Source organism: Lyngbya sp. PCC 8106 (assembly GCF_000169095.1).
Classification (GTDB): Bacteria; Cyanobacteriota; Cyanobacteriia; order Cyanobacteriales; family Microcoleaceae; genus Capilliphycus.
This window is the reverse complement of record NZ_AAVU01000027.1, coordinates 37,717-63,910: the sequence shown is the minus strand read 5'-3', so window position 1 is coordinate 63,910 and position 26,194 is coordinate 37,717. Positions and strand designations below refer to the sequence as shown.

20 protein-coding genes and 5 tRNA genes are annotated in these 26,194 nt (G+C 40.1%); 16 read left to right on the top strand and 9 right to left on the bottom strand.

The annotated features are described in order from the left end of the window. The first annotated feature begins 342 nt into the window (after positions 1-342). From L8106_RS17855 to L8106_RS17845, 3 genes are all read left to right on the top strand, one after another. On the top strand, positions 343-5,661 hold the full coding sequence (locus L8106_RS17855) for a hypothetical protein (protein WP_039896610.1): 5,319 nt from the start codon (positions 343-345) through the stop codon (positions 5,659-5,661). Positions 5,662-5,788: 127 nt separating this feature from the next. Beyond that, positions 5,789-6,592: a TPM domain-containing protein gene (locus L8106_RS17850; RefSeq protein WP_039896609.1), complete on the top strand. Its 804-nt coding sequence runs from the start codon at positions 5,789-5,791 to the stop codon at positions 6,590-6,592. A gap of 628 nt (positions 6,593-7,220) precedes the next feature. Then, the gene (locus L8106_RS17845; protein WP_009785793.1) at positions 7,221-7,847 is read left to right on the top strand and encodes a precorrin-8X methylmutase; all 627 of its coding nucleotides are present in this window, start codon (positions 7,221-7,223) and stop codon (positions 7,845-7,847) included. Between the two features lie 32 nt (positions 7,848-7,879). On the opposite strand, the gene L8106_RS17840 is transcribed toward L8106_RS17845, so the two are convergent. Next, entirely contained in the window at positions 7,880-9,115 is a 1,236-nt protein-coding gene (locus L8106_RS17840) for an RNA-guided endonuclease TnpB family protein (protein WP_039896607.1), read from the bottom strand. A 77-nt stretch (positions 9,116-9,192) separates the two neighbouring features. On the opposite strand from L8106_RS17840, the gene L8106_RS34555 reads away from it, so the two are divergent. After that, positions 9,193-9,360 carry a transposase gene (locus tag L8106_RS34555; protein WP_198012969.1) on the top strand — a complete coding sequence of 56 codons (168 nt, stop codon included), beginning with the start codon at positions 9,193-9,195 and terminating at the stop codon, positions 9,358-9,360. Here L8106_RS34555 and L8106_RS17835 read toward each other — a convergent pair. The 4 genes from L8106_RS17835 to dapB all read right to left on the bottom strand — a co-directional run bounded on the left by L8106_RS17835 (position 9,338) and on the right by dapB (position 13,751). Beyond that, positions 9,338-9,502, bottom strand: a complete 165-nt coding sequence (locus tag L8106_RS17835) for an NblA/ycf18 family protein (RefSeq protein WP_009785791.1) — start codon at positions 9,500-9,502, stop codon at positions 9,338-9,340. The two genes, L8106_RS34555 and L8106_RS17835, sit on opposite strands and share 23 nt — an antisense overlap. Positions 9,503-9,624: 122 nt before the next feature. Next, positions 9,625-10,311, bottom strand: coding sequence for a hypothetical protein (locus L8106_RS17830; protein ID WP_009785790.1), 687 nt, complete (start codon positions 10,309-10,311; stop codon positions 9,625-9,627). Positions 10,312-10,500: 189 nt separating this feature from the next. Beyond that, positions 10,501-12,231, bottom strand: coding sequence for a group II intron reverse transcriptase/maturase (ltrA, locus tag L8106_RS17825; RefSeq protein ID WP_009785789.1), 1,731 nt, complete (start codon positions 12,229-12,231; stop codon positions 10,501-10,503). A gap of 692 nt (positions 12,232-12,923) precedes the next feature. After that, positions 12,924-13,751: a 4-hydroxy-tetrahydrodipicolinate reductase gene (gene dapB, locus L8106_RS17820; RefSeq protein WP_009785788.1), complete on the bottom strand. Its 828-nt coding sequence runs from the start codon at positions 13,749-13,751 to the stop codon at positions 12,924-12,926. Positions 13,752-13,951: 200 nt separating this feature from the next. Here dapB and L8106_RS17815 point away from each other — a divergent pair, with 200 nt between their 5' ends. Then, on the top strand, positions 13,952-16,522 hold the full coding sequence (locus L8106_RS17815; RefSeq protein ID WP_009785787.1) for an EAL domain-containing protein: 2,571 nt from the start codon (positions 13,952-13,954) through the stop codon (positions 16,520-16,522). 737 nt (positions 16,523-17,259) lie between these two features. Here L8106_RS17815 and L8106_RS17805 read toward each other — a convergent pair. The 3 genes from L8106_RS17805 to L8106_RS33095 all read right to left on the bottom strand — a co-directional run bounded on the left by L8106_RS17805 (position 17,260) and on the right by L8106_RS33095 (position 18,341). Further along, positions 17,260-17,685, bottom strand: coding sequence for a heavy metal-responsive transcriptional regulator (locus L8106_RS17805; protein ID WP_009785786.1), 426 nt, complete (start codon positions 17,683-17,685; stop codon positions 17,260-17,262). Between the two features lie 20 nt (positions 17,686-17,705). Then, the gene (locus tag L8106_RS17800; protein ID WP_039896605.1) at positions 17,706-17,999 is read right to left on the bottom strand and encodes a hypothetical protein; all 294 of its coding nucleotides are present in this window, start codon (positions 17,997-17,999) and stop codon (positions 17,706-17,708) included. A 171-nt stretch (positions 18,000-18,170) separates the two neighbouring features. After that, complete coding sequence (locus L8106_RS33095; RefSeq protein ID WP_009785784.1) at positions 18,171-18,341, bottom strand: hypothetical protein; 171 nt, start codon at positions 18,339-18,341, stop codon at positions 18,171-18,173. A 170-nt stretch (positions 18,342-18,511) separates the two neighbouring features. Here L8106_RS33095 and L8106_RS17790 point away from each other — a divergent pair, with 170 nt between their 5' ends. From L8106_RS17790 to L8106_RS17770, 5 genes are all read left to right on the top strand, one after another. After that, complete coding sequence (locus L8106_RS17790; RefSeq protein ID WP_009785783.1) at positions 18,512-19,294, top strand: HAD family hydrolase; 783 nt, start codon at positions 18,512-18,514, stop codon at positions 19,292-19,294. Positions 19,295-19,373: 79 nt separating this feature from the next. Continuing rightward, positions 19,374-20,591 carry a DNA double-strand break repair nuclease NurA gene (locus L8106_RS17785; RefSeq protein ID WP_009785782.1) on the top strand — a complete coding sequence of 406 codons (1,218 nt, stop codon included), beginning with the start codon at positions 19,374-19,376 and terminating at the stop codon, positions 20,589-20,591. Between the two features lie 25 nt (positions 20,592-20,616). Continuing rightward, positions 20,617-21,870, top strand: a complete 1,254-nt coding sequence (locus tag L8106_RS31640) for a DNA methylase (protein ID WP_198012968.1) — start codon at positions 20,617-20,619, stop codon at positions 21,868-21,870. A gap of 34 nt (positions 21,871-21,904) precedes the next feature. Then, positions 21,905-22,915, top strand: a complete 1,011-nt coding sequence (locus L8106_RS31635) for a hypothetical protein (RefSeq protein WP_009785780.1) — start codon at positions 21,905-21,907, stop codon at positions 22,913-22,915. A gap of 87 nt (positions 22,916-23,002) precedes the next feature. Beyond that, on the top strand, positions 23,003-23,701 hold the full coding sequence (locus L8106_RS17770) for a diacylglycerol/polyprenol kinase family protein (protein WP_009785779.1): 699 nt from the start codon (positions 23,003-23,005) through the stop codon (positions 23,699-23,701). 18 nt (positions 23,702-23,719) lie between these two features. Here L8106_RS17770 and L8106_RS17765 read toward each other — a convergent pair whose 3' ends face one another. Continuing rightward, the gene (locus L8106_RS17765; RefSeq protein WP_009785778.1) at positions 23,720-24,436 is read right to left on the bottom strand and encodes a cytochrome b/b6 domain-containing protein; all 717 of its coding nucleotides are present in this window, start codon (positions 24,434-24,436) and stop codon (positions 23,720-23,722) included. Positions 24,437-24,910: 474 nt separating this feature from the next. Here L8106_RS17765 and L8106_RS17755 point away from each other — a divergent pair. The 6 genes from L8106_RS17755 (at position 24,911) to L8106_RS17730 (ending at position 26,137) form a co-directional block, all read left to right on the top strand. Continuing rightward, positions 24,911-24,982: transfer RNA gene (locus tag L8106_RS17755), tRNA-Ile, on the top strand. A 3-nt stretch (positions 24,983-24,985) separates the two neighbouring features. Further along, positions 24,986-25,056 (top strand) — tRNA-Trp (locus L8106_RS17750). A 38-nt stretch (positions 25,057-25,094) separates the two neighbouring features. Next, positions 25,095-25,179: transfer RNA gene (locus L8106_RS17745), tRNA-Tyr, on the top strand. Between the two features lie 127 nt (positions 25,180-25,306). Next, positions 25,307-25,384 (top strand) — tRNA-Gln (locus tag L8106_RS17740). Positions 25,385-25,408: 24 nt separating this feature from the next. Further along, positions 25,409-25,485, top strand: a tRNA-Leu gene (locus L8106_RS17735). 22 nt (positions 25,486-25,507) lie between these two features. Then, entirely contained in the window at positions 25,508-26,137 is a 630-nt protein-coding gene (locus L8106_RS17730; RefSeq protein ID WP_009785776.1) for a hypothetical protein, read from the top strand. Positions 26,138-26,194: the final 57 nt, after the last annotated feature.

Below are 26,194 nucleotides of genomic sequence, written 5' to 3'. Positions count from 1 at the left end.
CTATGGGTTTTGTTTGAGTTGGTTGTTGTGTAACCAGGTTAGTCTAAATTGTCTTAAATCCTGAAATCAAGTCTAAGCTTGACAAAGTACAAAACATACCAATAAAATTTGATTAATACTTTCTTTAACATTCGATAAAACTTTCAGTTTATTGATGTTGAGGATAAATGTATTCAATTGATTGGATCAAAAAGGAGAAGACTTAACCAATCTTGTGGATAAGAACAGGAGTCATCCGAAGAAGCTTAAGATCTTCTTTCTTCGGTATAATTTATGCTGAGATCAAATAAACTGAAGTCAGGGTCAACTTTTACGATAATTTTGAGCAAAACGGCTCATCCTATGGATACTCTATATACCTCCGAACAAACTGCCACCCACAACGAGAAATTTCTAACTCGATTGATGCGGTCAATCGCTTTATCTCAAGGACAATTTTCTCTAATTTTAGTGCGATGTAACTATTCCAGTCTCCAACTCAAACTAATCAAACAATTACAACAAAAATCCCCGATTCCGATTCAAGAATTAACCTTGCCAGAATCAGTTGAAACTCTTTACACAACTTTATATTCAGCGATTCAAAATGAACCTCCGACTGCCTTGATGGTTTTAGGGTTAGAAACAGTTACCTCTCTTGATCATTTACTCAATTCTACCAATCAAGTTCGAGATGAATTTCGGAAACACTTTACTTTTCCGTTAATTATGTGGATTACCGATGAAGTCGCGACTAAATTAATTCGATTAGCCCCAGATTTCAAAAGTTGGGCAGCAGCAACGCTTAAATTTGAACTCGCAACCTGTGAACTGATTGAATATCTCCAACAGCAAGCAAATATTCTCTTTTCCTGCGCTGAACTAAAAATCAAAGAAGGGGAACTTGCCACTCAATATTCGATTTCTTTTCCCCACTCTCCCCAACAGAACTATGATTTTTCTCCCGGTTCTCGACGTCGGCGCGAACTAGAATCGACTTGGCGAGACTTACAACATCGGGGTTATGAGTTGGAACCCACTTTAGAAGCCTGTCGGGAGTTTATTTGGGGCCAAGACCGAGATGCAAGTGATCAAAGTGATATTGCTCGAATTCATTACCAAAAAAGCTTTATGGCATTGCTGCATTATGATAGCAGTCGCTCAGAGGAAAAAAGTCGGGTTCGTGATCATCAATTGATTAAATGGGAAGTCATTGTTGAAGATTCTATAGATATCAATTCTATTACAGAATCTCAGCAGATTCATCCTGATTCTAGTGATTTAGATGAGCAACAATCTCTGATTAAATATCAGGGAATTGTGCTGTTTTATATTGCTCTCACTTACCGTTTACAAGCCGCTCGAAATCCGGGTTTGAGTCAAACATTATTAGGGAAAGCACAAGTCAGTTTAGAACAATGTCAGCAAGTATTTGAACAGGCTGGACGACCTGATTTAGTAGCAGGTGTGATGTCTTATATGGGGGAATTGTTACAACGTCTGCAAAAGTGGGATGAGTTACAAACCTTCGCCCAACGAGTATTAAAAATGCACCTCACCTATGGTACACCTCGTCAGCTTGCGAAAGATTATGGGTTTATGGCAGAAGTGAGTTTACAACATTCTCAATGGTTAAAAGCCGATAAACTGACTCGACTGGCGTTAACTATTTTACCAACATCTGAACCCGTTTCGAGTCGTAGTGTGTATCTTTTGCTGTTAGCTCGAAGTACCAAAAATCTAGGACGATGGGATGAGGCGGTTGAGGTCTTAGAACAGGCTCAAGCGGGAACGGAACCTGAATATGATCCTCATTTATATATTAATATTTTAGCAGAGTTACGTTCAATTTACTACGAAAAAGGTCAATATTTAAAAGCATTTAGAATCAAGAAAAAACAACGAGAGATTGAGCATCAATATGGGTTTAGAGCGTTTATTGGCGCTCATCAACTTCAGCCGACTAAACAGGTTGTTAATCCTTCGAGTTTAAAGGGTGAAACTCAGATGATGATGGCAGAAGAAATTATCGCATCTTGTCGGCAAAAAGATATTCATAATCTCTTGCAAAGATTAGGCAGAGATGATCATAAGCTAATTATTATTCATGGACGTTCAGGAGTGGGAAAAAGCTCATTAGTAAATGCCGGATTAGTTCCCGCGTTAACGAATATTAGTTTGAGCGCTCGTCATGTTTTACCTGTGGTAATTCGGAGCTATACTCATTGGTCAAAAGAAATTGAACAAGCGTTAACAAAAGCAATCCTAGCACAAGAAAATTGTTATCCGAGAAAACCACAAAATGATATCAAAAAACAATGGGAAAAAGCAATTGCTCAAGCTGCTTATAAGCCCTGGAAAAAAACCAGAAACTATCCCTCTGACTTTTTACTCAATCCCAACTCATTTGTTTTGAAAAATCTTCATAAGAATGGAGAAAGGAATTTAGTAACCGTACTGGTATTTGATCAGTTTGAAGAATTTTTCTTTGTAAATTCTCGAGCAGAAATTTGTGCTTTTTCTCAATTTTTGAGAATTTGTTTAGATCTACCTTTTGTGAAAGTTGTATTCTCATTGAGAGAAGATTATCTTCATTATCTTTTAGAATGTGAGAACTTGGTGAAATTAGATGCAATTAATAATAATATTCTAGATAAAAAAATTCGTTATCACTTAAAAGACTTTTCAAAAAGTGAAGCAAAAGCTGTGATTGAGCGTTTAACTCAGCGAGCAAAATTTGAATTAGAGCCGGCTTTAATTGATGCTTTAGTTCAAGATTTAGCCGATGAACAAGGTGAAGTTCGCCCCATCGAATTACAAGTGGTAGGAGCGCAACTTCAAGAAGAAGGAGGACAGGGAATTACCACCTTCGCCCAATATAAACAACTGGGAAAAAATCCCAAAGCAGAACTGATCAAACATTCTATTGAGCAAGTGATCGAAGATTGTGGAAAAGAAAATGAAGATGCAGCTTGGGATGTTTTATTTGCTTTAACCGATGAAAAATTTACTCGTCCGATCAAAACTCGTCGAGAGTTAATTACAGCTATTCATTCCCATAATAAATTCGATCTATCCAAAGATTTAGAACAACCTGTATCATTTATTGATGTGATTTTAGAATCAGGTTTATTATTACGTCAACGAGAAAAAACCTGTATTCGTGAAACCTCTCTACCCGAAAATCGCTATCAACTTTTACATGATTATTTAGTCTTACCCATTCGTCAACGCTACGCCATCAAAGAACAACAACGTCGAACCGAAATTCATCAACGACTAAGACAAGCACAAGTGGCGAAAAAAGAAGCAGAAGCAGCATTACAAAAAATGAGTCAACAGCAGTTGATTCATCGTAATCGAGTTTTAAAACAACTATTAGGATTAGCTGTTATTACCGCAATCGGACTTGCTTTTACCGCCAAAATTGCTTATAAACAAAAACAACTTGCAAATATTGCAACTTTAACGGCTGCTTCTGATGCCTTGTTTTTTTCCCATCAAAAGTTTGATGCGATTATGGAAAGTCTAAGAGCAGCACAACGTTTGCGACAACTCAAACAATTAAGCCTGATTAACTTTGACTTACAAAACACCGAAAGTTCAATTGCAGCAACCCTACAACAAGCGGTTTATGGGATTCACGAACTCAACCGTTTAGAAGGACACAACGAAGTGGTTTGGGATGTTAGTTTTAGTCCTGATGGGAATGTTATTGCTTCGGGTAGTGTAGATAAAGCGATTAAACTTTGGACTCCGAAAGGAAAACTTCTCAATACTTTGAAAGGTCATCAAAAAAGTATTACCAGTGTGAGCTTTAGTCCAAATGCTCAGATGATTGCTTCATCTTCCCAAGATCAAACTGTAAAGTTGTGGAAGTTGGGTCAAGATACTCAAATAGCAGCCATTCCAATTACACTCAGAGGTCATGGCGATATTGTTTCTAGTGTGTCTTTCTCACCAGATGGTCAAATTATTGCTTCCGCTTCCGAAGACAAAACTGTAAAATTGTGGAGTTTAGAAGGACAGCTACTCAGAACAATAACGGCTCATTATTCTCCTTTAAACTGGGTGAGTTTTAGTCCCAAGGGTGATGTGATTGCCACCGCAGGAAATGACGGCACAGCCCGATTATTAACCCCAAGAGGAAGACTCCTAAAAACACTACGTCATAGTAGTTCTGATCAGTCGAAAGTTTATACTGTGACCTTTTCACCCGATGGTGAATTAATCGCGACTGTCGGTTCAGATCGAACGATTAAATTATGGAATCGTCAAGGCCGTTTACTGAAAATATTATGGGGACATGAACAGATCATTTATGGTGTTGAGTTTTCTCCGGACAGTCAAATGATCGCAACAGCAAGCGGGGATAAAACAGTTAAACTTTGGAGTCGAGATGGAGAACTTTTGAGAACTTTTGAAGGACATGGAGATCAGGTGACGAATGTGAGTTTTTCACCAGATGGTAAAATTTTGGCATCTTCGAGTTATGACAAAAAGGTAAAATTGTGGCGGATTGAAGATATTCCACTGAAACTATTAGAAGGACACCAGGATCGCGTTTTAGGCGTTAGTTTTAGTCCCGATGGTCAAATCTTAGCTTCTGCATCTCAAGATCAAACAGTCAAGCTGTGGAGTCGTTCGGGAACTTTACTACAAACCTTAAAAGGATACCAAGATCGGGTTTCAGCGATTAGTTTTAGTCCTGATGGTCAACTGTTAGCAACGGTGAGTTATGACAATCGTGTGAAGTTGTGGCGGATTACTCCTGATCCCAAACAAGCTCAACAACGAGATCATTTTCTCTGGACTTATACATCATTGCGAGAACAACTTTATTTTCGATCCTTTTATTTTCCACTGAGAGGAAGTATAGAGTTTGATCAATCTCTCCTTCAGTCTGAGGCTTCAGTTTTTCATCCCTTATCAACCGTGAATACGTGGACGGCGCATAGTGATAGTTTGATGAGTGTGAGTTTTAGTCCAAACAGTCAGTTCATTGTGACGGGAAGCAAGGATAAAACGGTTAAACTGTGGACTCCTGAAGGTCGTTTACTCCAAACGTTTGTGGGTCATCAAGGATGGGTCAATAGTGTGAGTTTTAGTCCTGATGGTCGAATGATTGCTTCGGCGAGTGATGACGGTACGGTGAAATTATGGAATTTACAGGGAAAGTTGTTGAAAACGATTATGGCCCATAACGCTTATGTGTTGGGGGTGAGTTTTAGTCCCGATGGTCATACGATTGCTTCAGCCGGTTATGACAATACGGTTAAGCTTTGGAGTCGTGAGGGGATTTTGTTGGAAACGTTGTTAAAAGGTTCGAGTGATAGTGTCACGAGTGTGGTTTTTAGCCCCGATGGTCACCTGATTGCTTCAGCGAGTTATGACGGGTTTGTGAAGCTGTGGAGTCGCCACAATGGGACTTTGCTCAAAACGTTACTGGGTCATCAAAATAGTGTGATGAGTATTAGTTTTAGTCCAGATAGTCGGGTGTTAGCTTCCGCAAGTCGAGATCAGACGGTGATTTTATGGAATTTGGATCTCGATGATCTCATAGAACGGGCTTGTGAATGGGTGGGTGATTATCTTAAGTACAATCCCTATATCAGCAATGAAGATCGGAGTTTGTGTCAGTTAACGGAGAAGAGAGAAGAATTTACGGGTAGCGGGAATTGATCAATTGCCCCTACAGTCCCAAATTCTATGTTAAAGTTAACAATTGTAAAGAAATATAAGATTTCGATTATCTGCGGGTTAACAAAATCCTTTATCCTTGACAATTTAAACCTTGATAGAAAATCCCATGAAACAGATATGGCTGCGTCGGCTTCTGGTCTCTATCGTTGCGTGTTGTCTAAGCTTATCGACTTGGATGATCGCCCCGGTTGCTCAGGCTTATGATAATCCGGAGTTACTCCCCAAGATTCAAACTCCGATCATTGACTTGGCAGAAATTCTCTCCGACACTCAAGAACAACTGATCGCCTCAGAAATTCAACAATTTGAGTCGGAGACAGGCTGGAAACTCAGAGTTCTGACTCAATTTGATCGCACTCCGGGTCGTGCAGTTAAGGGCTATTGGGGACTCGATGATAAAAGTGTTTTGCTGGTTGCTGACCAAAGAGGCGGAAATATCCTCAACTTTAACGTCGGTCGTGACCTCTATGCTTTGCTTTCTCGGACGTTTTGGGTGGAACTACAAACCCGTTATGGGAACCAATACTTTGTACGAGATAATGGCGAGGATCAATCTATCATTCAATCCCTGGATGCGGTTAAATCTTGCTTAATCCAAGGGGGTTGTCGAGTTGTACCCGGACTTCCGCGTGAACAGTGGATTTTAACTCTGATTACTTCTGCTTTGGGGGGAGTGATTTGTGGTATTGCGGCTATTCCTCGTAAACCCGGACAAATTGTGGCTTGGCAGTGGGCTTTGATTTTTTCTCCGTTATGGGGAATCTTATTTATTGCCTTTGGGATCGGCCCGGTTGTCTCTCGGACTTCGGATTGGGTGCCATTAGTTCGTAATATTGCCGCATTTCTGATTGGTGTTTTGGCGGCTTATCTGACTCCTGCGTTTAATCAGGCTTCTACTTCAGAAAGCTAATTTTCAATTCAACAATCTAACTGATTTGACCGAAAAAATTGGGATACAAGCCCCGTCCGTGATTGACGGCTTTATGTTAAACTTTCTTTTGTGGAAAGGGTAATCAACCACACTAAAAACCCAGTCACCGAAAGGCAACGCACCTTGACGCACTGAAGTTATGGGGTTCCGTACAGGAAAGCTTGTACGCTTATTAGCGCGCAACGCAACAAGTACAGAGAAACCAAGATTTTAGGTTTTGAACTGTAGGGTAGGGCATACCCAAACAGGTTTCTGAAATGGAGCAAAACGCTTGGGGAGAATTCATCTCTGGTGCAGATAGGGCAGCCTATCTGTATTAAATGGACTCGCTGAACCAAGAATCCCCGCCGTTTACGGCGTGGGAGTGTCAATACAGGATTGGGAATGGACGAGACTCTCGATCCTGTTTGATTTTGAGCAAGTCTAAATTCAATCCCTCGAAAGTGATCGACTCTACATTTTGCCTGATAAACTTATCTAATATATAGAATCCTTGCTGCACTCAATTCCCATCCCGAACTCCTGTAAACAGATCAAACCTGGCTCAGATTTTTTCGGTTCGGAGGTAATGCACGGATTCGCAGACGGATAATAGCGGAAGATCATGATGGAATGGCACATTACCGATGCCCAAAGTCTAGGGATTATTGATCACGAAATTGGTGATCATGTCTTTTCTCCAGCCGAGTACGAGATTGTCCGTCGGGTCATTTACGCGACTGCTGATTTTGAGTACAAGTCCCTCGTTCGCTTTTCTGATCAAGCTTTACAAGCCGGAGCCGCAGCCTTAGCCGCCCGGACAACGATTGTTGTGGATGTACCGATGGTGCAGGTGGGGATTAGTCCTCAGATTTTAGCGACTTTTGCTAATCCTGTCTATTGTTCGATGGAAGCGGTGACTCGACCCCAACGAGAAAAAACTCGCACTGCTTGGGGAATTCAAACTTTAGCCCGACGTTATCCTGAAGCCATTTTTGTGATTGGTCAAGAACAAACGGCGCTTTCGGCTTTGGTTGATTTGATTGAGGCTGAAGAAATTAAACCCGCTTTAGTGATTGCAACGCCTTCGGGTTTTGTGGGGGCGGATGTGGCGAAATCTCGTTTACATGATTCGATGGTGCCTCACATTCGGATTGATGGTCGCAAAGGCAGTGCGGTGGTCTCTGTTGCGATTGTGAATGGTTTGGTCGATTTGGCTTGGCAAGCCTACGGTCGTGAGATGAATGTGAATTAGATGAACTACACCCAGTCTATAGAGACTGGGGATTAGTAACGCTTCTTTGCCCACATTTGCTTCATGCTTCCGCAATCAGTAGAGATGCGCGACTCTGCGTCTAAAGAGGCTCGTTCCAAACCCCTTGCCCAAGTCAAACAAACCTGAGCCGAATTAATATCTCTGTCCGCAGTATGACCGCATGATTTATTGCTACAAATATGCAGTCTGTCTGAGAGCGTCTTAGGCGTTAGTTCCCAACATTCGTTGCATCGTTGCGTCGGCTTTAATTGCTTAGTTGGAGCCTCTAAAAATACTCCACCTGCTTCGACTACTTTATACTTGATTGATTCTCGAAGCATTCCAATCGCAACGTCTAATAAATTACGGTTAAGTCCCGCCTTCTGGCACTTTCTCTTACTGCCTTTCTTTGCCTTACGGGTCATACCTTTGAGATTTAGTTTTTCTGTAGCAACCAAGCTATTACCGCTAACGATTTGTGCTGCTACTTTGTGTGTCCAGTCTTGCCGTTGATTGGCGACTTTACGCTTAACTTTGTTGATTTGAGCCTGACATTTTTTCCATCGCCTCGACGCTTTGACTTTACGCTTTTCGGGTTTACGCTTGCGCCTTAACCCTTTTGAAAGTTGAGCGATGTTTTCCATGGCTCGCTTGAGGAATTTAGGAGACTCAATCAATTCACCATCGCTGGTGGCAATGGCAACTTTAGAACCGAAATCTAAACCGATAGCTCCCAATCCTGTGAGTCTACCCGGACAACACTCAACAGTTATGGACGCATACCATTTACCGTTCCGCCAAAAAACAGTACAAGTTTTAGGAACTCCCCAAGTTCTGGCTTTTCCTCTCATCTGAACGGTGATATCTAAATCCCTAAGATTCAAGTAACCGTTTATTCCGTTATTGGTGTTGACTTTCCAGCTTTGTTTGTTTGGATAATCCCAACCTGAATAGTGTCGAGAGGCTTTGAACTTGGGATATTTACCCAATCCTTTAAAGAAACGTTTAAACGCAAAATCAACTCGCTTTAAAGTTGCTTGCAATGTTTGAGAACCAAGCTTTTTGTACTCTGTCCAAACTTGCTTAAACTCGGGCAGCGAATTCTGTTGCTCGAAATAATCAACCGAGTGGTTAAATCGTTGATATTGCGTTTTTCTGTTGGCAATCGCCACATTATACAAACAGCAGTGCATTCTTCTCGCCCAATGCAACTGGGTTTCTTGCTGACGATTTGGATAAAGTCTGTATGTGATGCGTCGTGTTACCATAGAAGCTATCGTAGCATTGAGCCGAACAAGTTACAACCCACTACAGAAAAGGCGCACATTCAGTATTATCAATTCAGTTGCACAGCTATTTTGTAACGGCTTATAGACGAAAATGTCTCACCAACCAGATGATTGACCGGATAGATGATATTGTGGCTCGTGTGCTTCTGAAAAATGATTGTATTCTTCTAGAATGCTTTGGAGAATCAGACCATGTTCACTTCAGTTTTTTATCCAATGCTTGAGTAAGTTATCTTTAACCATATTCTGACGCATCAGTTCAATCAGATAGGCTTGAGCTTGTTCTTGGGTTAATCGTTTCACTTCTTTTTGCAGAACTTCTAACTTGAATTGCTGCTCTAAACTGAGAGTTCCAGGTGTTTCCATTGTGTTTCCTCCGATGAATGAACAGGAAGTTGACCACCCCAGATACTTCTAATGTATACGAGCATCTTCTCCAGTTATCAGTCGTTTTTTCAGATGAAACACAGATGAAGGATATCCAGATTTTATCGATCTACAGAAGTTTGTGAACGTCTGCGAGTCTCGCGTTGAGAACGAACCCAGCGACTTAAATCAACAAAGGCATCTCGACGCAAATAAGGATAGTTACTGACCCACAAGTTTTGACTGGGAATATAGAGGTCAGAAACTTGGCTAATTCGGCTTAAATCTTCGAGGTAAGACATGACAATCAGTTGAGCAACTTGACCCCGATGAAGTTTTTTGTGAGAGCGGTTTAGAGGGGCTTGAATGCTGGTTGTAAATCCTTTTGAGTCTCCTACTTCAACATTTATTCGCCGCTCTAAGTTTTCGATAATTATTAAATCTCCCCGTTGGTTGACCGATTCCTGTTCGCTGGTCACTTCTTCGGTAATATAATAGTCGAGAACTTTTCCCTGCCAAAATCCACAGTAGGGATATTTACGACATTGTAGATTGCGTAAACTGGCTTCAACCACGGGTCCCCAAAACCAGTAAAGAATAGTGATTAATCCTAAGATTAATAAAACCGATTTGATGCTATCTGATTCAACGGCAATCTCAATAATAATCCACACCGAGGCACAAACAGCCGAAATCAACACTCGCTTTAAAAAATCTGAGAGTTTTCCCCAAGCATAACGATATTGCTCGCTGGTGGCAACAGCAGGAATCAATTCCTCAAAGGTTTTGCGAGTTAAGGGAATCAACATATAATAACTTCAGTGGTATTGTGTCAGGTATTAGGGGATAGCATGATCGGAGGCTCAGACCAAATTAATCAGTCAAATTACGATGATTTTCTATCCCTAACCATTAGGGGTCGAGGGGGGCTTTACAACCCCCGACTCCCATTCAAAACCGTGCTTGCTACTTTCACAGCACACGGCTCCTGGTACAAGTTATCTGTTATCATCAGAACATCCGGTTTCTTTTGAGTTGTAAGACCCATCGGTTGCCGTTTTAATGTCGTGACAGTGGCGATGTAATAATTGCAGATTTTTGTATTCATCTTTACCGCCTATTGACGTTGGGATGATATGATCGATTTCTACAATATCATCTGGGGTGAAATATTGTCCAGATGATTTACATTTGCCTTTTTGCTTTTTGAGCAAATTTGCTACTCGTTTAGGTACATCGTAGGCTGTACCTTTTCTTGTACTCCAATAAGTCCAGTTTCCATCATAGGGTGATGCTTCAGGTCTTATAGTTACGTGACGGGTAATAGCTATTTCAGTATGGTTTAGTAGTTTATAACCATCCTTGGTTTCAAAACTCCATGCCATATTACCGTTTTTCCTGAAGTATTTCTTCAGTTGATCGTAACTAGCTTTACCGCATCTGCTAACTGTCCATGCTCTTAATCTTTGCCATCTGATGTTGTCTAGAGAGGAGAATGTCTTTTTGGAGACAACTTTGGAATGGTAGTTACACCATCCTCTAATTACCGGGTTTAGGTGTTTGATTAGTGTGTATTGGGGTGCAGTTTTGTGAGTTTTAATCACTTCCTTAACCTTATCTGCGTGAGCTTTAATTGCTTTCTTGCTAGGTTTTATTATGGTTCTGAACCCTATTAGTTTTGAGTTCTTACCACCAGTTTTACCAGAGTGGTGTTTTCCCACTGGGTATTGTCTGAAGTTCCAACCTAGAAAGTCGAATCCAGGTTTAACCTTTATGCCTTTCACTTCAATTTCTTTTAGTGTATGACATATACGGGTTTTAGCTGGTTTCAGTTCTAACCCGATAGGTTTTAACCATTCTTCGATGGCGATTTGGCACTGTTGAATGATTTCTATTTGTGGGCTAATTACCACAAAGTCATCTGCATACCTAATGATTTTTGCGTAGTTTTTATTGTTGTTTGTTCTTTTTGGAAAGAATTTCTCAACAAGCCTACTCATTCCATCCAGTGCGATGTTAGCAAGTAGAGGACTAATAACACCTCCTTGTGGTGTGCCTGCCTCTGTTGCCTCAAATATGCAGTTGTCCATAACTCCAGCCTTCAACCATTGTCTGATTTGGGCTTTTATTGTTGATGGACAATCGATTTTGGACAGTAGGTGTTCATGGTTAATCTGGTCGAAACACTTTGCGATGTCAGCATCTAAGATGTAATATTCACCTTTGTTGATACTTTGGAAGATTCGTGACATTACGTCATGGGCTGAACGTCCGGGTCTAAACCCGTAGCTTTCCCCCTCGAATCTGGCTTCCCATTGTGGTTCTAACCCAGATTTTACCAAAGCTTGCCTTACTCTATCGTGTATAGTCGGGATTCCTAAAGGGCGTTTTTCATCCTTGGATTTGGGTATCCATTTCCTGCGGAGTGGTGCCTTTTGGTATTTGCTTAGATTTTTGGCAAGTTCTAACCGTTGATTGGGTGTAATAGATTTAATTCCATCTACCCCGGCTGTTTTCTTACCCTGATTATCTTGAGTAACCCTTCTTATTGCTAAGAGTTTGGCGTAATACGACTTAACTAGGAGCTTTTGAAGCTTTCGAGCTTTCGCATTTTGACCCGATATTGATGCCTGGTAAATTCTCTTTTGCAGCTTAAATACTATCCGTTGAACTTTCGCCCAATTGATTGTATTCCATGCAGTCGTAGTCTTGGTTATACTCGTTTTCACCGTTTTAACTGCTAATTGAAACTTTACCTAACAACTTGACCGGAATCTATCAGCGTATCCTAAATATTACATCTAGGCTTTAGCTTCTGACTCCATCTTTCGCCCTCATAACATCCGCCTTAGATTTGTGGCTACCTATCAGTATTCGACCTCTGTAGGAGTAGATGAGGGTTTTTAACGTTCCTTGAAAACGGGGTTATTGCCTTTAGAATCGTCCTGTCCGCCGGGGTACTTTTGGGAGTCTGTGTAAGTGTTATGATTAACATCTTACCTCTTTATAGAAACACATAGAAATTTCTATCTATTCCCCTTGTTCTTTTGAACGCAGCGTATCAAGTCATTTTCGCTACTTCACATTTACGACGGTTCAAGCCAGACGTTCACTTTCGTTATTCTTGGGCAATTGGCTAGAGAACTACTTTGGTATTTGACTTATACCTGATTTCCCGTTATTTCCAGCTTCAGTGTTTTGATAATCAGTCTGACACTGTGGAAATTGCCTTAACTCTTTGGATTTGGGTTACTTTTGCCTGTTAAGGCTCTGTAACTTATACCATTGACTCCGAGTTTGACCTTCCTTTAAGGTCACATTTTCAAAGTTAAAGTGGGTTTTGTTTTCCAAAAACCACTTCCCTGCTTACGTTTCGGGTTTTATCCCTTCACTTTGACAGGAACATTTCGCACCTAAACCTCTATAATATCTTTTCTAACCCATAAACGAGGGTTTTGAGTTCTAGAACTTTACGAATCGCTAGCTTTACGCCTGGCATATAGCAAGCGCGATCTGTGGTATCATGGCGGAGGGTATAAATTTCACCGGGCGATCCAAAAATCACTTCTTGATGGGCGATTAATCCCGGTAAACGAATACTATGAATGCGAATATTTTCCGCTGCTGTCGCGCCTCTTGCTCCGGTTAATTTCTCGCTTTCTTCAACACTTGGCGGGTTGTAGGCTTTCCCAAATTCTCCCAACATCTGTGCGGTTTTAATGGCGGTTCCACTGGGAGCATCTGCTTTTTGGTTGTGGTGAAGTTCGATAATTTCTACATGATCAAAGTATTGAGACGCGGTAACTGCGGCTTGTTGAAGCAAGACCATCCCAATACAAAAGTTAGGAATAATCAAACAACCAATACTTGCTTTATCTGCAAACTCCGCTAAGTCTTGAATTTGCTCAGGACTTAAACCTGTCGTCCCCACAACCGGACGGATACCATAGGCGATCGCTGCTCTAACGTTATCATAAACAAAATCAGGATGGGTAAAATCGACCATCACACCGGGTTGTTTTTCCTGGGCTGCCATCACCAGCGTCCCTTCACGATCATTGGTAATCGGAATTTCTAGAGGCTCTATTCCGGCTAAAGATCCGGCATCTTGGTTTAAGGTTTGGGGATTGCGATCAATCGCACCAATTAGAGTCAGATCTGAGGCAGTCGCAACAGCTTTCACCACCTCTCGTCCCATTTTACCACCTGCACCATTAACAATTACTGGAATCGGCAATTGATTTGTCATTTGCTTAAATTAATCCTACACTTTAATTACGAGATTTTTAAAACTCAAAACTCAGACTATCATAATTCAGTAAGAGCCAAAATATATATTGTCAGCTTAATTGTTTCTTTAGGGGGAAGTTACAATAGTTGGATTACGATTTCACAGTCTAGATGATGTGATTTGGTTTGAATTCGGATTTTGAATTCTACACTTACTCCATGTGGTCTCCTAAACTTCGTTCAATTTTATCGCGAATCCCTTTCCTTAAAAGTGATCAAAGTGGTTTTTATACCGGATTAAAGACTCTCCTCTGTCCGGGGTTAATTGCCAGTTTAGCGATCGCTGTGGTTGTTGCTATTGTACAACAATCGGGCAGTTTACAGCCTTTAGAATTGAGAATTTTTGATCTGTTGGTGCGACTCCAACCCGAAAACAAACCTGATCCTCGACTGTTAGTAGTAACGATTACAGAAGCAGACTTAAAAAACCAAGGCTGGCCATTATCAGATCAGGTTCTGGCTGAAACCTTAGCTCGACTCCAACAGTATAAACCTGTAGTGATTGGAATTGACGTTTATCGAGATTTACCCCAACCCCCAGGAATGGAGAAACTCGCCACTCAACTCCAAGCTGAGAATATTATTGCAATTACAAACTTAGGGGTTTCACCCATTCCACCTCCCCCGAATATTCCTCCTGAACGCATTGGATTTAATGATGTTCCTGTTGATCCAGATGGTGTGATTCGACGTCAGCTTTTGTTTGCCAGTACGGAGGAGGAAACTTTATTTTCTTTTTCATTGCAACTGGCTTTATTTTATTTGCAAACTAAAGGAATTCAACCTGAAAATTATTCTTCCAACCCGAATTATATGCATTTGGGATATCAGGTTTTTGTTCCCTTGAAAACTTGGAGTGGTGGATATGCCAAAATTGACGATCAAGGGTATCAACTTTTACTCAATTATCGCAGTCCTCAAATCGCAAAAACGGTTTCAATCGGAGAGGTTTTAGCCGGAAATCTCAATCCAAGTTTAGTTCAAGATAAAATTGTCTTAATTGGTGCAACAGCACCGAGTTTAAAAGATTCTTTTTTTACTCCTTATAGCGCGGCGGCATTAAATGAAGCCATGATGCCTGGAGTATTTGTTCATGCTCAGATGACGAGTCATCTAATTAGTGTCGCGTTAAATAATTTTGGGATTAATCAATCTTTAAAATTCTGGCATTCTCCACAATTATTTTGGTTTTTACCTCGATGGCTAGAACCGATTTGGATTCTCGGTTGGGCTTTGGTTGCTGGGAGAATAACCTGGCGGATTCGACATCCGATTAAACAAGCGATTGTGTTGAGTAGTGGACTGCTGATTTTATTCGGAATTGGCTATGGATTATTTGTGTTTAAAGGATGGTTCCCTCTAATTGCACCTGCACTTGCTTTTGTACTAACCAGTATTAGTATTATTGCTTATAAACAAGTTTATTTTCTTTCTCATGATCCCTTAACAGGTTTACCGAATCGAGGGGGTTTTTTGAATTATATCGAGAAAGAAATAAATTTCAAAACAAGGCAAAAAACATTCTGTGGAATCTTATTTTTAAATATTGATCGCTTCAAAGTGATTAATGATAGTTTAGGTCATCAGGCAGGCGATCAACTTTTAATCAATTTAGTGCAACGATTGAGAACTTGTGTACGAACCCGTGACATGATTGCTCGCTTGAGTGCTGACGAATTTGCTATTTTGATTGAACATCTTAGACAGCCTCAAAATGCAATTTGGGTTGCAGAACGGATTCAGCAAGCGTTGATTGTACCTTTTGATTTACAAGGACAAGAAGTGTTTAGAACAATTAGTATTGGTATTGCTTTAAATGACTCTACAGATACCACTGCTGAGGCTTTACTCCGAAATGCAAATACTGCAATGTATCAAGCAAGAAGTCAAGGAACAGGTTCTTATCAAGTCTTTGAACACAAAATGAGTGTGGATGGAAAACAACATCTTCAGTTAGAAACTGATTTACGACGGGCTTTAGAACGTCAAGAGTTTGTCCTCCATTATCAACCTTTGGTTTCATTAAAAACGGGTAAATTGATTGGTTTAGAAGCCTTGATTCGTTGGCAACATCCTCAAAAAGATTTACTATTTCCCGATGACTTTATGTCAATTGCGAAGGAAACTGGTTTAATTATTCCGATGGGTCAATGGGTGATTAAAGAAGCTTGTCATCAATTAAAAAGGCTGCAAGATCAGTTCGGAAACTCTCTAGATTTAATTATGGGGGTGAATTTATCAAGCCGACAATTTTCCCAACCTGATTTAGTTGAACAAATTCAAGAGATTATTCTAGCATCGGGTATTAATCCTCAGAATTTACGGCTAGAGATTAGTGAAAGTGTTGTGATGAAAGAGGTTGATGAAACGATTACTTTATTACAACAGCTAAAAGCCCTGAATGTGCGACTCAGTATTGATGATTTTGGCACGGGTTTTTCTTCACTGAGTTCTCTTAACCGTTTTCCGGTTGATACGCTCAAAATTGACCGCAGTTTTATTTCTCAAATGGAAACCGATGGAGAAGGAGAAAATTTAGTGGTTGTACAGACGATTATTACCCTGGCTCATGTGTTAAAATTGGCAGTGATTGCAGAAGGAGTTGAAACCCTAAAGCAAGTCGAACAATTACGACTACTCGGTTGTGAATTTGCTCAAGGATTCTATTTTCTCCGACCTGTTTCGGCTGATCTGGCAATTGCGTTTATTGAGTCTGATCCGTGTTGGTAGATCGATAAGTTTTTGCTCAAATGAGGGGGTTAACTCTAACTTAATTTTCAGTTTTCTGTCGGGGTCTGACTGTCGAGTTTCCAGCTTAATAAAGCAAATATCGTTAAGGGAACAGTTGCCAAGATTAAGAGCATTAAAAAGAGACTGCTTCTCACCCAGTTGCGAAGGAGAAGAAAAGAAGTAGTGTTGAGTGAAGACAAACTAGATTCAGAGTACAGCATAAGATTGATTGAAATAACTTCTACTCTTATTGTCCTATGAATCGCCAAAAAAAGGAACCCCAAAAATACTGATTCTTTTTAATTTATCCGTATGGATAGACCTTGTTTAAGTCATTGAAACTACGGATAATCAAGGTTTCAAATCATACCAACCTCAAAAGTTTGTTTGTTTATTCGACTTGTTTTATTCCTCAAAATAGCAGCTTTAAGATACCCATTTTAAAAATAGAAATAATTTCACTTTAGGGGTTGACAATTCAGAATTTTTCATTTACAGTAGAGGTAATGGTAATCTGAGGCAATATTATGGCTCATATGAAGCGATGGGAATCCCCACGCCGCCAGGGGAGAAACAATAAAGGAAAAGGCGGTTCCGCACGAGCAAGACAACTGAAGAAACGGCAACAAGTTCTGCGAAACAAACTGAAGCCCAACCCGGGCAATCAGAGCAATCCAAACCAACCAGAACAGCCAGGGAAGGGAAAATCAGAAAACCCCTTCCCTTTGTTTTTGGGACTACAACTGAATATTCGGACAAATGGTTTGCGCCGCTTGGCTGGCTGAAGGTTGTTCTTGCCAATGAGCGAGTAACTCCTTTAACTCCCCTCTGAGGATTTCTAAGGCGGCTATTTGCTGATTAATCGCTTCAACCTTAGACAGCAAACACTGCTTGACTTCGCCACAAGGCAATTGACCAAGATCCCGAATTTCTAAAATTTCTCGAATTTCACTCAAACTTAACCCCAAAGATTTAGCCCGTTTAACAAAACTCAACCGCGTTAAAACTAAAGAGTTAAACAGGCGATATCCTGACTCCGACCGTTCAACAGTGGGACTGAGCAAACCAATATCTTCATAGTAGCGAATCGTTTTTACCGATAAACCACTCAGAGAGGCGACTTCCCCAATTTTGAGTGAGTTATCGTGCGTTACAGAAACCATTAGAACAAATTTGAATTAAATCAATAAGGAGGGCGCTTGTGTTTAGGGTTCAACATCGGAAGGGGAGGTCGAGAAGAACTAGAAGGAAGATAATATTCAGGCGTCGCTTCTGGTGACTCCACCTCAGAACCTGGACTTTGCCACCATCGAACTGCAACTGCAACACCAACTGTTCCCAATCCAAAACTTAACAGCGACCAACTCGCGCCGATTCCACCAATCATAGCATCAACTACTCCAATGGTAATGATAAAGCTGACAACTGGCTCTCTACGATAAGCGGACTTAAACATCCTTAGCCATAATGCGTTCATCTCTGCTGACTCTACTCTTTATTATCGTTATTTTCTTTGACTTTTAGTGGGTATCCGTAATGAAACTGACTGACATCCTCAAATTCAATTAACCTTAACAGATTAGAACGTCCTGGGAGAGAGAGAGCAATTTCCTCTAACCTGGTAAAAGGAGAGGAAGTTGCCCATAGGTTAACTCAAGCCTAGCCAGGATAGCAACCCTTGTCCGGTAAAATATTCAATCGCGAGGGTAATGACAAATCCCATCATCGCCGCACGGCCATTCAAACGTTCCGCATAGTGATTAAATCCAAATTTCGGTTCTTCTAAGTTGGGTGTAGTTGTCGGTTGTGTTTGTGTCATAAATATTTCACTGTCCTACATGAGTCCTAACTTCAATTTTAGTCTTTCTAGCAGAAAACGTTCTGAGTTGACTTGTGCTAAGAGACATCGACATAGTATACATTGAAGCGGGCGATCGCCAAATCCCCAGTTTAGACCCAGATTGATTATCCCATTGGAGGTTTTGATTAATGATAGCCGACCAACCGACGCTTGCCCTTGATTTTGATGGGGTGATCTGTGATGGCATGATTGAATATTTTCAGACTGCATGGCGAACCTATTGTCGTATTTGGTCGCCTTCTAACTCTGTTCCTCCTGATGATCTCGCCCAAAAATTCTATCGGACTCGTCCAGTAATTGAAACGGGTTGGGAAATGCCTGTGTTAGTGCGAGAATTGATCAAGGGAACACCTGAAGCGGATATTTTACACGATTGGCAAAGTATCGCTAAACAGACGATTACGGAAGAAAATCTTGACCCTAAACTGTTATCGACTCAACTCGATGGGATTCGAGATCAATGGATTTCTGCAAATTTACCGAGTTGGTTGGCTTTGCATCAGTTTTATCCAGGGGTAATTGATCGGGTGAAATTATTTTTAGAGAGTTCTTTATCGCTTTATATTATCACAACAAAAGAAGAACGGTTTGTGCGATCACTTTTAGAAAAAGAAGGAGTTAATCTCGAAAGAGGAAGGATTTTTGGCAAAGGGGAAAAACGCCCCAAATATGAAATTTTGCGAGAGTTATTAGCCGGAACTAAACCTACTCCTCAAATTTGGTTTGTTGAAGATCGACTGAAAACGTTACTGAAAGTTCAACAACAGCCAGACTTAGGAGATGTGCGTTTGTTTCTCGCTGACTGGGGTTATAATACCCAAATCGAACGAGATTCTGTTACAGAGTATCCGCGTATTCAGCTTTTATCTCCGTCTCAGTTTACTCAAGAATTTTCGGCTTGGAGATCCTAAAAATTGAAATGAATGTTGAAAGGTTAATTTTATTCTAAACTTAAAGAAAATCCCGGTTTGCTTCTCAGGTAAAAACACCATGCTTGATCTAACTAAACTCGCCCAACAAATGCAGGGAATGAGTCAACATATGAGTCGAGAAGTCGAAGCCGCCCAGAAACGGTTAGAAATCGCTCAACGCTTTTTAGAAGCGGCTAAACCCCATCAACGTCAGTTAGTTGAACATCAAGAAAATTTAGGAAATCGCATCCTGTTTAATCCCGCCAAACCGGTTGAAGCGATAGATGCTTGTTCCTATATTCCTGTTCCTCCAAAAGTTCATACAGTATTCGCCACAGATGGTTCTCAAATTTCACCTAGCGCCCATGAAATCGCTTATTGTTATTTGTTAAATGTAGGTCGAATTATTTTATATTATGGTCAGAGTCGTCATCCGGTTTTAGATAGTGTACCCGAAATTTATTATCAACCGGAAGACTTATATATTTCTCGTCAATGGGGAATTAGAACTGAAGAATGGATGGGATATCGACGCACGGTTTCTGAAGCGGTTATCTTAGCAGAAATTGGCGAATATTTATCGATGATTCCCGGAAATTTATTATCCATCCCAACTTTAGCAATGGTGGATGGGAGTTTAACCTATTGGTTTCTTGAACAACTCCCCTCGGAAGCCCGCAATTTAATTTTAGAACCGATATTAGAGGCTTGGGATAGTTTGCGGTTAGCCGGAATTCCGTTACTCGGATATGTGAGTGCTTCTCGCAGTAGTGAAACGGTGTCTTTTTTGCGGTTAGAAGCTTGTCCCCACGAAGAACCAAACTGTGTGAAATATTGTCCGACTGTGGGAATTATTGATAGCAAAGGCTTTTATAAAAAAGCCCCCTGTCAAAGCTTTGAACCCCTGCGGGATACTGTCGTTTGGGCGTCTAAATTACAACCGGGTCAACGGAGTCCGTTATGGCGAAGTCAAGCTAGAATATTAGATTTGTATGATTGTCATCAAGTTTATTTTTGTTATGTAAATGTCGGAACAGAAATTGCTAGAATAGAAGTTCCCGCTTGGGTGGCTGAAAATTCTGAACAGTTAGAATTAGCGTTAGGAATGATGATCGCCCAAGTCAAAAAAGGTTACGGTTATCCGGTAGCGTTAGCAGAAGCCCACAACCAAGCCGTTGTCAAAGGAGGCGATCGCACTCGTTTTTTTGCAATGTTAGAACAAGAAATGATTAAAGCGGGAATGAAGAATATCGGAACGTCTTATAAAGAAGCCCGAAAACGCGGAAGTATTGCTTAATTGTTACCCAATTATAATGAGACTAATGATATTAGATAAACAAAAGCTTCCAACTAATACAACGACACAGTACCATGCAATACATAGATGGTTTAATTTTATCGCAGGATTTTCACCTGAATTTGTATGGAATTGTTGCGAGAAAGCAAACTTAGATGATGATTCAAAAATACTAGATCCATTTGCGGGATGTGGTACTACTCTTGTAGAAGCTTGTAAACATGGGCTAAGATGTTTTGGCTACGAACCCAATCCTTTCTTTTGTAGAATAACTCAAGGTAAACTTCCCTTCAAAAATTGCTTAGAATCTCTAGAAACAATTGAATATATTCTATTAAATGGATTTCAAAATTCTCAAGAAATATCAATATTACCCGATGCTCCTTTTAAGTTTTTAACTCAACTGTTTGATCAACAAACGTTATCTTCATTATTAGGTGCAAAACAAGTCTTATTGAAATCTGATTTTAAAAATAGTGAACTTGCTTTTTTAATCCTTTCAAAAGTATTAGATCTTTGTTCTCATTCTCAGACGGATGGTATATATAAAGCTCCCACTTCAAAAAAACAGTCAAAAACGCCAGAATGTGCATTAAAATATATACTGGCAATATTAAGAAAGGATTTATTACTTTTTAAAGAAAATAACTTCAAATCATTAGCTAGGCTCTTTGAACATTCATCAGAAAATATGTCAGAAATTGAAAAAGATACTATTTCACTTATAGTAACATCACCTCCGTATCTTAATAACTTTGACTATGCAGAAATGACAAGAATGTACCTATATTTTTGGGGAATCGCTAATTCTTGGTCAGAAATTACAAATCAAGTTCGTTCAAAGCTCGTTGTCAATACAACAACAGCCCTTAAAGGTCATAAGGATAAACAAGATATTTACAGAGAAAAAATCCCTTCTATACTGTATTCAGAACTTGATTATATAGTATATAAGCTTCAAGAAGAACGTAAAATTAGAGCAGGTAAAAAGGAATATAATCTTTTAGTTTATCCTTATTTTTTTCAAATGACACAAATTTTAAAAGAATGTTACAGAGTGATGAAAAGAAATGCCTACATAAACATTATGATTGCCGATTCTGCACTGTATGGGATTCACATTAGTACACCTCAATATTTAGAAGTCATTTTACAAAAAATTGGCTTTAGAGAAATCAAGTGTCAATTTATTAGGAAGAGGGGTCACAGATGGTTATTAGAAAAACGTGATGGCTCTCAAATTGGATTAGGTGAATATCATCTAGAAGCTCTAAAATAATTTAAGATTTGATTCAGATTCAATCAATTGTAATATGACTGAAAAAACACTCTACCAGATCGCAATGGAAAGAATGAATGATTCTATTGGCATTTATTTACAATTATCTGAAGCTACAAATGGCTTAACTAATGTTACAGCCAACTCAGTTAGTAATCCTGAAGCAAGAGAATTATTACTAGCAGGTTTAGGAGTGATCAATTCAGAAATGTCAAGCGATCAAGCTGTTGAAGAGTGGAAACGACGCCAAGCACTCAAATTTGATACGGAAACGGCTGTAACTTTTTCTGTATACCGTAACATTCGTCAAGTAGGAACAATATTTTTTGAGAAAGCCTACGAAATTACAGATGGGTTTCAGTCATTTTCTTCTGAAAGTATTTACAATCACTCTTATCTTTTACCCATTTTTCAACATTTGAGTGGAATATTTAGTAAATCCGCTTTAAAAAAACAGATTGGAAGTGTTTCCGATACCTCAATTTCTCGCCCTGCATCTGAACGTTTATCTAAACTACTTGAAGAAAGAGTTCTTCCCAGTAATATTAATCGGGGAGAAGTGTTACAACGACTTGAAGCAACGTTAGAAGGTATTGTTCGTGATTTAGTAGGACGTCTATTACTAGAATCTATTGTAGAAAATGCGCTCAAGAAAAGAGGGATAACTTTTGAGCGTGAAAGTGAATACACAAGCCTACCTGGTGTGGTTTATAATTTTAGGGCTGATTTTGTAATTCCTGATTCAAATCATACATTAGCATTTATTGAAGTGCGTAAATCTTCTTCTCGACACGCCTCACTATATGCAAAAGATAAGATGTTTTCAGCTATTAATTGGAAGGGGTATAACACCAATTTACTGGGCGTTTTAGTTGTAGATGGAGAATGGACAGGTCAAACTCTTCGTGTGATGGCTAATGTATTTGATTATGTTGTTCCTATAGAGCGAATTAACGATTTAGCCGATACACTCCATGCTTATCTTAACGGTGATCGGTCAAAATTAAAATGGTTGATTAAATTTAGTATCAATCCGATCATCTAAAAAAATCAACAAAAATGACAAAAGAGAAATAAAATCAAGAAGAGAATACAAAATCAAAGTTGAGCATAGAGGTTTTAGATAAATTTGATGTTTATTGTTACTGAAAGTCTGAATATTTGGCAACAAATTAGTTTAGTTGCAGTTTGGTTAGGTGTAGTTGTTGTTCTTGCTGAAGGCTTGAATCGTTTAATTTCTGTGGAGGCGGAAGTCTCTCGAAAAGTGGTTCATATTGGTACGGGAAATGTTATTCTACTGGCATGGTGGTTGAATACTCCCGCTTGGATTGGAATTTCTGCCGGGGTAATTTCCGGTATTATTGCTTTAATCTCTTATAAATTTCCGATTTTACCGAGTATTAATAGTGTTGGACGCAAAAGTTTAGGAACGTTTTTTTATGCTGTTAGTATTGGCGTTTTAATCGGCTGTTTCTGGCCAATTAACAAACCGGAATACGCTGTTTTAGGGATTTTAATTATGGCTTGGGGTGATGGACTTGCGGCGGTCATCGGTCAGAGTTTTGGACGACATCCCTACAAAATTGGAGAAATTAAAAAAAGTTGGGAAGGTTCTCTAACGATGTGTTTCGTGAGTTATCTTGTTTCTAGCTTAATTTTATTCGCAGTTCAAGGAAATATTTGGCAAACTTGGGTTATTTCTCTAATTGTTGCAGTTGTCGCGACTACAATGGAAGCGTTTTCAAAATTAGGAATAGATAATCTCACAGTTCCCCTCAGTAGTGCGGCGTTAGCTTTTTTTCTAAATCAATTATGGGGAGGAATAATCTAGAACTTAAACCTGCAAAATTCAACCCAACTCTTTAGCCAGGGAAATCACCCAAGCTAAAATAATCGTGATTAAAACAATCGCTTCTAAAATCTGAAAAATTCTCGCTGAGTGGTTATTCAGAATTGAACTGATCTGAACATTTGCTTTCCATTCAGAAATATTTTTCCGCCACAACTTCGGACTATCCTGAGTGCGAAACTTCCAATTCATCATAGATAACAGCAACGGAGTTCCGCCAACTTTCGCCGCCATTAACACATGAAATGCGATCGCCAAGACTAAAATCACCCAAGAAATCAGATGAATATAGTACCAAGTATGATTAAGTTCTCCTTGGGGTAGCCATTTCTCACTCATCATCTTACCGGAGAACAGCGCAAAAGTAAGCGCAAAAATCCCCAATGTATTTGTAATCCGGTGTAGAGTGTACCCAAAAATCGGCTTTCTCGGTTGACTCAGCTTTTGTAGAGAGTCAGGCTGAATTAGACGTTTTTGACCCCGACGAAAAGCATATACTACAAAGATCGGAAAAATCAGCAGCGTCCACAGCCCAAAAGTACCATGAATCCCCTCTATCGCTTCTAACTTCGGTAAAAAAAATCGCCCAAACCGTCCATCATAGGTGTCATAAGTCCAAGCTGCGGTGAAAATTGCCGCGATCGCACAGATCCCCGTCACTCCATGCAAAATACGGAGAAGCAGGGGTTGATAGGGCTGAGAAAGTTTACCAGGCATATTTGAGACTCCGTTTAACTTTGATTTTTGTCTATCGTAAACCAATCTACTATTGACTTTTATCTATAGCTAATTCTTCTACAAACCCCAGAATTAAAGGATTTCCCCCGTATTTGTCCCCAAGATACAAGATCGGGGTGAAAATTTTTTTGCCACACCCCTTGACAAAACCTGTAGTATACTTGTAGTATGTAAATGTGGCAAGCAAAGGAAAGCGATAAAGCTTGATTGAGCAAGCCATCTGCACCTAGACAACTGAATATTATACTACATTTTTCCGATGTAGAACACCGAAGTCGTGGGTATGTGTTACGCGCAGACTACGGCAACAAATCCCATCACCCTCGCTCATAGCCTTGTGGACGATTAAAAAAGTCGCTGTGCCTTTCAAGCATAGAGGATCGGGTGCAACTCCCGTCAAGGCTACTCACCGAGTCCAGGTTGCCAAATGGTAAGGCGTTGGACTGCAAACAACGCAGCGTAGCTTAATGGTAAAGCCCCTGGCTCATAACCAGGTTGTTACGGGTGCAAATCCCGTCGCTGCCTCCTGTAGGGATGGTGTAACGGTAACATTTCGGTCTCCAAAACCGACGATCTAGGTTCAAATCCTAGTCTCTGCGTTCTGTAGTATTACAGCTTATTGTAATACAAACAGTTTGGGTCGGCTCGCCTATCAGAGAGGGCAACTGTCTGTAAAACAGCCGCTAAAAGCATTGCAGGTGCGAATCCTGCCCGGCCTACCAAAATCAAGGAGAGTAAACCTGTCAGGGGATGGGTGCTGTTTGCTAAACAGATAGAGTTTAACTGCTTGTGGTTCGAGTCCACTGCTCTCCGCCTTTGACAGATGTAACGGGTTCAATTCCCATTCATTGCCCTGTGGTGTAATTGGCAACATCCCGCACTTTGAATGTTCGTTGAGTCCAGGTTCGAGCCCTGGCGGGGCAACCAATAATTAATCTTTTATTCCTAATGCCTCCTGTGGCGGAATTGGAAGACGCAGCAGACTTAAAATCTGTTCTATTTTGCAGGTTCAAATCCTGTCAGGAGGATTAAACAAAAGAGGTGGATAATATGACTCAAATGACCGTAACCGATGCGTTAGCAGAATTAACGTTATTAGAAAAACGAATTGAATCAGCCCGAGCCGCTTTAGATGGGAAGAATTTAATTACTGTCATTGAAATTGGTAAAGTTCCAACGGGTTATAAATCCCGTCAAGATTATACCACTCAAGCCCGTGCTGCTGTTCAAAAAGTCGATGCGTTAATTGCCCGACGTCGAACCATTAAACGAGCAATTGTGTTATCAAATGCGTCTATAACCGTTTCAGTTGCAGGTCAAGAAATGACGGTGGCAGAAGCCATTGAAATGAAAAGTTTCATCCTGTATTCAGAAGCGGTTATGAATACCATGTTATTAGTTTATAACCGCACTCGCAAAGATTTTGATGTCGCCCAAGCACGGGTGAAAGAACGTCTGGATAAATTAGCGATGGAAGTGTTAGGAAAAAATGCTGCTTCTGAGAAATATCAATCTTTAGCCGATAGTTTCTTAGCGCGAGAAGGGGTTGAATTACTTGACCCTATAGATTTATCCGCAGATATTGAACAACGGCAAACTTTCGTCGAAGAATTTCAATCAACAGTTGACCGGGTATTATCCATTAGTAATGCTCGAACCATGATTGAGATTCCCGATTAATTCATCTAAGATTGTCGGCAATTAAATCACTTAATTTTTGACAGTCTTAAACCCCAA

Excerpts from the sequence above, each read along its gene's own strand:
- L8106_RS17855 (WP_039896610.1), top strand. The coding sequence starts at position 343 with ATGGATACTCTATATACCTCCGAACAAACTGCCACCCACAACGAGAAA.
- L8106_RS17850 (WP_039896609.1), top strand. The coding sequence starts at position 5,789 with ATGAAACAGATATGGCTGCGTCGGCTTCTGGTCTCTATCGTTGCGTGT.
- L8106_RS17845 (WP_009785793.1), top strand. The coding sequence starts at position 7,221 with ATGGAATGGCACATTACCGATGCCCAAAGTCTAGGGATTATTGATCAC.
- L8106_RS17840 (WP_039896607.1), bottom strand. The coding sequence starts at position 9,115 with ATGGTAACACGACGCATCACATACAGACTTTATCCAAATCGTCAGCAA.
- L8106_RS17835 (WP_009785791.1), bottom strand. The coding sequence starts at position 9,502 with ATGGAAACACCTGGAACTCTCAGTTTAGAGCAGCAATTCAAGTTAGAA.
- L8106_RS17830 (WP_009785790.1), bottom strand. The coding sequence starts at position 10,311 with ATGTTGATTCCCTTAACTCGCAAAACCTTTGAGGAATTGATTCCTGCT.
- dapB (WP_009785788.1), bottom strand. The coding sequence starts at position 13,751 with ATGACAAATCAATTGCCGATTCCAGTAATTGTTAATGGTGCAGGTGGT.
- L8106_RS17815 (WP_009785787.1), top strand. The coding sequence starts at position 13,952 with ATGTGGTCTCCTAAACTTCGTTCAATTTTATCGCGAATCCCTTTCCTT.
- L8106_RS17805 (WP_009785786.1), bottom strand. The coding sequence starts at position 17,685 with ATGGTTTCTGTAACGCACGATAACTCACTCAAAATTGGGGAAGTCGCC.
- L8106_RS17800 (WP_039896605.1), bottom strand. The coding sequence starts at position 17,999 with ATGAACGCATTATGGCTAAGGATGTTTAAGTCCGCTTATCGTAGAGAG.
- L8106_RS33095 (WP_009785784.1), bottom strand. The coding sequence starts at position 18,341 with ATGACACAAACACAACCGACAACTACACCCAACTTAGAAGAACCGAAA.
- L8106_RS17790 (WP_009785783.1), top strand. The coding sequence starts at position 18,512 with ATGATAGCCGACCAACCGACGCTTGCCCTTGATTTTGATGGGGTGATC.
- L8106_RS17785 (WP_009785782.1), top strand. The coding sequence starts at position 19,374 with ATGCTTGATCTAACTAAACTCGCCCAACAAATGCAGGGAATGAGTCAA.
- L8106_RS31640 (WP_198012968.1), top strand. The coding sequence starts at position 20,617 with ATGATATTAGATAAACAAAAGCTTCCAACTAATACAACGACACAGTAC.
- L8106_RS31635 (WP_009785780.1), top strand. The coding sequence starts at position 21,905 with ATGACTGAAAAAACACTCTACCAGATCGCAATGGAAAGAATGAATGAT.
- L8106_RS17770 (WP_009785779.1), top strand. The coding sequence starts at position 23,003 with ATGTTTATTGTTACTGAAAGTCTGAATATTTGGCAACAAATTAGTTTA.
- L8106_RS17765 (WP_009785778.1), bottom strand. The coding sequence starts at position 24,436 with ATGCCTGGTAAACTTTCTCAGCCCTATCAACCCCTGCTTCTCCGTATT.
- L8106_RS17730 (WP_009785776.1), top strand. The coding sequence starts at position 25,508 with ATGACTCAAATGACCGTAACCGATGCGTTAGCAGAATTAACGTTATTA.